Raw genomic sequence first — 4,997 nt, forward strand, 5'->3', positions numbered from 1 at the left:
GCTACCAGGACGGCACGGAGACCGGGCTCGCCGGGACCCCGGCGGGCGTCATCTCGGTGCAGCAGCTCACGCACCCCGACGGGACGCGCGCGTGGGTCGTCGAGATCCCGGGCACCGAGAGCTGGGCACCGAACGCTCCCACCCCGATGGACCTGACCACCGACGGCCGCCTGCTGGCGGGGCTCACCGACGACATGACGGACGCCGTGCTGGAGGCCATGAGGCTGGCGCGGATCGGTGCCGACGAGCCCGTGATGCTCGCGGGGCACAGCCTGGGCGGGATGGTCGCCGTGTCGGTCGCCGCCGCCGCGGGCAGCACGTACTCCGTGCGGGCGATCGCCACGGCGGGCAGCCCGGACCTGACCCGGTCGCCGCCGCGCGCCGTGGAGGTCCGCCACTACCGGCACCGGGAAGACGCCGTCCCCCAGCTGGACGGCACGCCCGACGTCACTGATGCCCGGGTCACGGTGGTCACCCGCGACCTCGACTCGACTGGTGGTCCTCCCGTCCCGTCGCCGACCGAGGCGCATGCGATCGCCCGGTACGTCGAGACGGCCGACGTGGCCGACCGCGAGCTGGCAGGCAGCCCGGGCATGCGGTCGTTCGACGCGGCCGTCCGTGACGTGCTCGGTCCGCCCGGGACGGCCGGCGTGACCCGGCAGTTCCAGGCGACGCGCGACCCGGTGCTGGTCTCCGCGCAGCCGCCGAGGGTGACGCCTAGTAGCTGACCTCGGTCGACGACGAGCTCCGCGTGCGGTCGCCGGGGATCAGGACCGAGAGGACCAGGCTGACGATCGAGACGATGATCGCGCCCCAGCAGGCGGTGCCGAAGTTGTCGATCCGCAGACCCCAGCTGGTCGCCTCGGTGATCCAGGCGGTGAGCATGAGCATGAGCGCGTTCACGATGATCGTGAACAGGCCGAGCGTGAGGATGTAGAGCGGGATCGAGATGAACGCCACGATCGGCTTGACGATCGCGTTGACCAGCCCGAAGACCAGCGCGATGAGCAGGATGATCGCGAGGGTCTCCCAGTTGCTGTCGCCGCCGACGATGTGGAGTCCCGGCAGGATCAGCGTCGCGAACCAGAGGGCGACGGCGTTGATGAGCACGCGGACGAGGAAGGCCATGCGTCGATCCTGCCACCGTGGGTGCCTCCGTTGTCGAGACAACGCGGTGCGGGGGTCCTAGGTGGGCGGTGGCATGCTGAGGCCCGTGACCCGCGTCCCCCTCCGCCAGGCACTGTCCGACCTGCCGCCCTACGTCCCGGGRGCCCGCGTCCCCGTCGGCGCGGCCGCGTACAAGCTGTCGTCCAACGAGAACCCGTACCCGCCGCTGCCCTCGGTGATCCTGGCCATCTCCGACGCGGCCGAGGACGTCAACCGGTACCCGGACATGTACGCCACGGAGCTGACCGGGTCGATCGCGGCGTCGCTGGGCGTGGTGCCCGAGAACATCGTCGCGGGCTGCGGCTCGGTCGCGGTGCTGGGCCACGTGCTCACGGCAGTCTGCGAGCCGGGCGACGAGGTCGTCGTCCCGTGGCGCTCGTTCGAGGCGTACCCGATCGCCGTGACGCTCGCGGGGGGCGTGGGCGTGCACGTGCCGGTGGGCGACGACGGCCGGCTGGACCTGGAGGCGATGGCGGCGGCGATCACCCCCCGCACCAAGGCCGTGCTGGTCTGCACCCCGAACAACCCCACCGGCCYCGCTGTGCACGCCGACGAGCTGGCCACGTTCCTGGCCGCGGTCCGCAAGGACGTGCTCGTGGTGCTCGACGAGGCCTACGTCGAGTTCGTCCGTGACGAGGCCGCACCCGACGGCCTGGCCGTGTTCGCCGACCACCCCAACGTCGTGCTGCTCCGCACGTTCTCGAAGGCGTTCGGGCTGGCCGGCCTCCGGGTCGGGTACGCGGTTGCGCGCCCGCGGCTGGCGGCGGGGATCCGCGCGGCGTCGACGCCGTTCGGGGTCTCCCACGTCGGCCAGCTGGCCGCGCTGGCGTCGCTGCGTGCGACGGCCGAGCTGATGACCAGGGTGGACGCGATCGTCGTCGAACGCACGCGCCTGCTCACCGGGCTCCGGAAGCAGGGCTGGACCGTGCCGGACAGCCAGGCGAACTTCGTGTGGCTGCCGCTCGGCGACCAGTCCTCGGCGTTCGCGGAGCGGTCCGGCCGCGCCGGGGTGCTCGTGCGGCCGTTCCAGGGCGACGGCGTCCGGGTGAGCGTGGGGGAGCCCGAGGCCACCGACCTGCTGCTCGAGATCACCGCGGAGTGGCTCGCTCGCTGAGCGTGCCGGGGGAGGTGTAGACAGTCCACAAGGGCGTGCGCCGAGGCTTGTCGGGGTCCTTCGCGCGCTACCTACGGTGCCGTAGCCTACGCTGACGTAGGTTTCGAGACTGATCCCGGCGCGGCCCCCCGCCGCAGCACCCGCGAAGGAGAACCGCGTGGTCCCGAACGGCCCCCTGACCGACGACGGCCTCGTGCAGCTGCTGACCCCCGCGGGTCACCGCACGGCTCATCCCGACTACGACCCCCGCATCGCCCATCTCGACGCCGACGCCCTGCGCGCGCTCTACCGCGACATGGTGCTGGTGCGTCGGTTCGACAACGAGGCGACGTCCCTGCAGCGCCAGGGCGAGCTGGCCCTGTACGCCCAGTGCCTCGGCCAGGAGGCCGCGCAGATCGGCTCCGGCCGCGCGCTCCTGCCGCAGGACCAGGTGTTCCCCAGCTACCGCGAGCACGGCGTCGCGTACACGCGCGGCGTCGACCTGGCGGAGGTGCTGCGGCTGTTCCGCGGCATCGACCACGGCGGCTGGGACCCGACGGCGTACGGGTTCCACCTGTACACGCTGGTCATCGGCTCGCACACGCTGCACGCCACCGGCTACGCGATGGGCCTGCAGCGCGACGGGGCGGTCGGCACGGGCGACCCGGCGCGGGACTCGGCGGTCGTCACGTACTTCGGCGACGGGTCCACCTCGCAGGGCGACGTGAACGAGGCGCTCGTGTTCGCCGCGGTGAACAACGCCCCGGTCGTCTTCTTCTGCCAGAACAACCASTGGGCCATCTCGGAGCCCACCAGCCGGCAGTCCCGCGTGCCGCTTGCCGACCGCGGCCCCGGCTTCGGCATCCCGAGCGTCCGGGTGGACGGCAACGACGTGCTAGCCACCTACGCGGTCACCGCCGAGGCGCTGGAGCGGGCGCGGTCCGGCGGCGGGCCGACGTTCATCGAGGCCTTCACGTACCGGATGGGCGCGCACACCACCTCCGACGACCCGAGCCGCTACCGCTCCGCCGCCGAGGAGGAGTACTGGCGCCAACGCGACCCGATCGACCGGCTCCGGCTGCACCTGGAGGACCGCGGCGAGCTGCCGCAGGACTTCCTCGACGGGCTCGCGGCGGAGGGTGACGCGCTCGGGGAGAGGATCCGGACCGCGGTGCGCGGCATGGGCCGCCCCTCGGCTGCGTCGATGTTCGAGCACGTGTACGCGACGCCCCACGCGGTCGTCGAGTCCGAGCGCCAGTGGTTCGAGGCGTACGAGGCCTCGTTCCTCGAGGGCGAGGGGAGCCACCGATGACCACCATCACGTTCGCCAAGGCGATCAACCTCGGCCTGCGCAAGGCGCTCGAGCAGAGCCCCAAGGTGCTCCTCATGGGCGAGGACATCGGGGCCCTCGGCGGGGTGTTCCGGGTGACCGACGGCCTGCAGAAGGACTTCGGGCAGGAGCGCGTCGTCGACACCCCGCTCGCGGAGTCGGGCWTCGTCGGAACCGCGATCGGCCTGGCGCTGCGCGGCTACCGGCCGGTGTGCGAGATCCAGTTCGACGGGTTCATCTTCCCGGCGTTCGACCAGATCACGACCCAGCTGGCCAAGATGCACTACCGGTCGCAGGGCCGCCTGAGCCTCCCCGTCGTCATCCGCGTGCCGTACGGCGGCGGCATCGGCGCGGTCGAGCACCACAGCGAGTCGCCCGAGGCGCTGTTCGCGCACACCGCCGGCCTGCGCGTGATCAGCCCGTCCAGCCCGGCCGACGCCTTCGCGATGATCCAGCAGGCGATCGCGTCGCCCGACCCGGTCCTGTTCTTCGAGCCCAAGGGTCGCTACTGGGAGAAGGGCGACGTCGACCTGGACGCCGCCGTCGGTGCCCCGCACCCGGCGCTCGACACGGCCAAGGTGCTGCGCGAGGGCACCGACCTCACGCTCGTCGCCTACGGCCCCACGGTGCAGACCGCGCTCAAGGCCGCCGAGACCGCCGCCGCCGAGGGCACGAGCGTCGAGGTCGTCGACCTGCGCACCCTGTCCCCGCTGGACACCGCGACGGTCGCGGCCTCGGTCAAGAGGACCGGCCGCTGCGTCGTCGTGCACGAGGCCCCCGTGCTCTACGGCACCGGCGCCGAGGTCGCCGCGCGGATCACCGAGGAGTGCTTCTACCACCTGGAGGCCCCCGTGCTGCGGGTCGGCGGCTTCCACACCCCCTACCCGGTGGCCAAGATCGAGCACGACTACCTGCCCGGGCTGGACCGCGTCCTGGACGCTGTCGACCGCTCGCTGGCCTTCTGAGGAGACACCCCGTGCCGACCTACCAGCAGTTCCCGCTCCCCGACGCCGGTGAGGGCCTGACCGAGGCCGAGATCGTCGCGTGGCACGTGGCCGTCGGCGACACGGTCGAGGTCAACCAGACCATCGTCGAGATCGAGACCGCGAAGTCGCTGGTCGACCTGCCGAGCCCGTGGGCCGGCGTCGTGACGCGGCTCCTGGTCGAGCCGGGGCAGACGGTGGACGTGGGGACGCCGATCATCGAGGTCGACACGGACCCGACGGGTGCGGCACCGGTCGAGGAGACGCCTGCGCCGCCCGTGGCCGCGGCGCCGAAGGGCGGCGCGATCGAGCACGGGCACCGCGGCGGCGGCAACCGGCACGCGGGGGKCGAGCCCGGGGGGTCCGACGAGATCGAGGCCGCACGTCCGGCGCGCGCGCCCGAGAAGGAGCCGGAGCCCGCGCG

General features: G+C 72.8%; 5 protein-coding genes and 1 pseudogene. 5 read left to right on the forward strand and 1 reads right to left on the reverse strand.

What is annotated here, in order from left to right:
* Positions 1–728: pseudogene (locus tag AC1DUQ_RS17435) on the forward strand (hypothetical protein); the annotation flags it as partial.
* Here the strand turns inward: AC1DUQ_RS17435 and AC1DUQ_RS17440 are convergent.
* Positions 718–1,128, reverse strand: a complete 411-nt coding sequence (locus AC1DUQ_RS17440; RefSeq protein ID WP_477059362.1) for a phage holin family protein — start codon at positions 1,126–1,128, stop codon at positions 718–720. The pseudogene AC1DUQ_RS17435 and the gene AC1DUQ_RS17440 sit on opposite strands and share 11 nt — an antisense overlap.
* 85 nt (positions 1,129–1,213) lie before the next feature.
* Between AC1DUQ_RS17440 and hisC the strand changes: the two genes are divergently transcribed.
* The 4 genes from hisC to AC1DUQ_RS17460 form a co-directional block, all read left to right on the forward strand.
* Positions 1,214–2,281: a histidinol-phosphate transaminase gene (gene hisC / locus AC1DUQ_RS17445; protein WP_477074220.1), complete on the forward strand. Its 1,068-nt coding sequence runs from the start codon at positions 1,214–1,216 to the stop codon at positions 2,279–2,281.
* A gap of 157 nt (positions 2,282–2,438) precedes the next feature.
* A complete protein-coding gene (gene pdhA, locus AC1DUQ_RS17450; protein WP_477074221.1) occupies positions 2,439–3,572 on the forward strand; it encodes a pyruvate dehydrogenase (acetyl-transferring) E1 component subunit alpha in 1,134 nt (377 codons plus the stop codon).
* Complete coding sequence (locus AC1DUQ_RS17455; RefSeq protein ID WP_477074222.1) at positions 3,569–4,555, forward strand: alpha-ketoacid dehydrogenase subunit beta; 987 nt, start codon at positions 3,569–3,571, stop codon at positions 4,553–4,555. Before pdhA ends, AC1DUQ_RS17455 begins: the two co-directional genes overlap by 4 nt.
* An 11-nt stretch (positions 4,556–4,566) precedes the next feature.
* The coding region (locus tag AC1DUQ_RS17460; RefSeq protein WP_477074223.1) for a biotin/lipoyl-containing protein at positions 4,567–4,997 on the forward strand (431 nt) is incomplete at its 3' end.

This window comes from Cellulomonas sp. P4_B5_2, from assembly GCF_056402235.1.

What these genes read in the sequence shown, in the direction of transcription:
- AC1DUQ_RS17440 (WP_477059362.1), bottom strand. Translation starts at nt 1,128, where the DNA reads ATGGCCTTCCTCGTCCGCGTGCTCATCAACGCCGTCGCCCTCTGGTTC.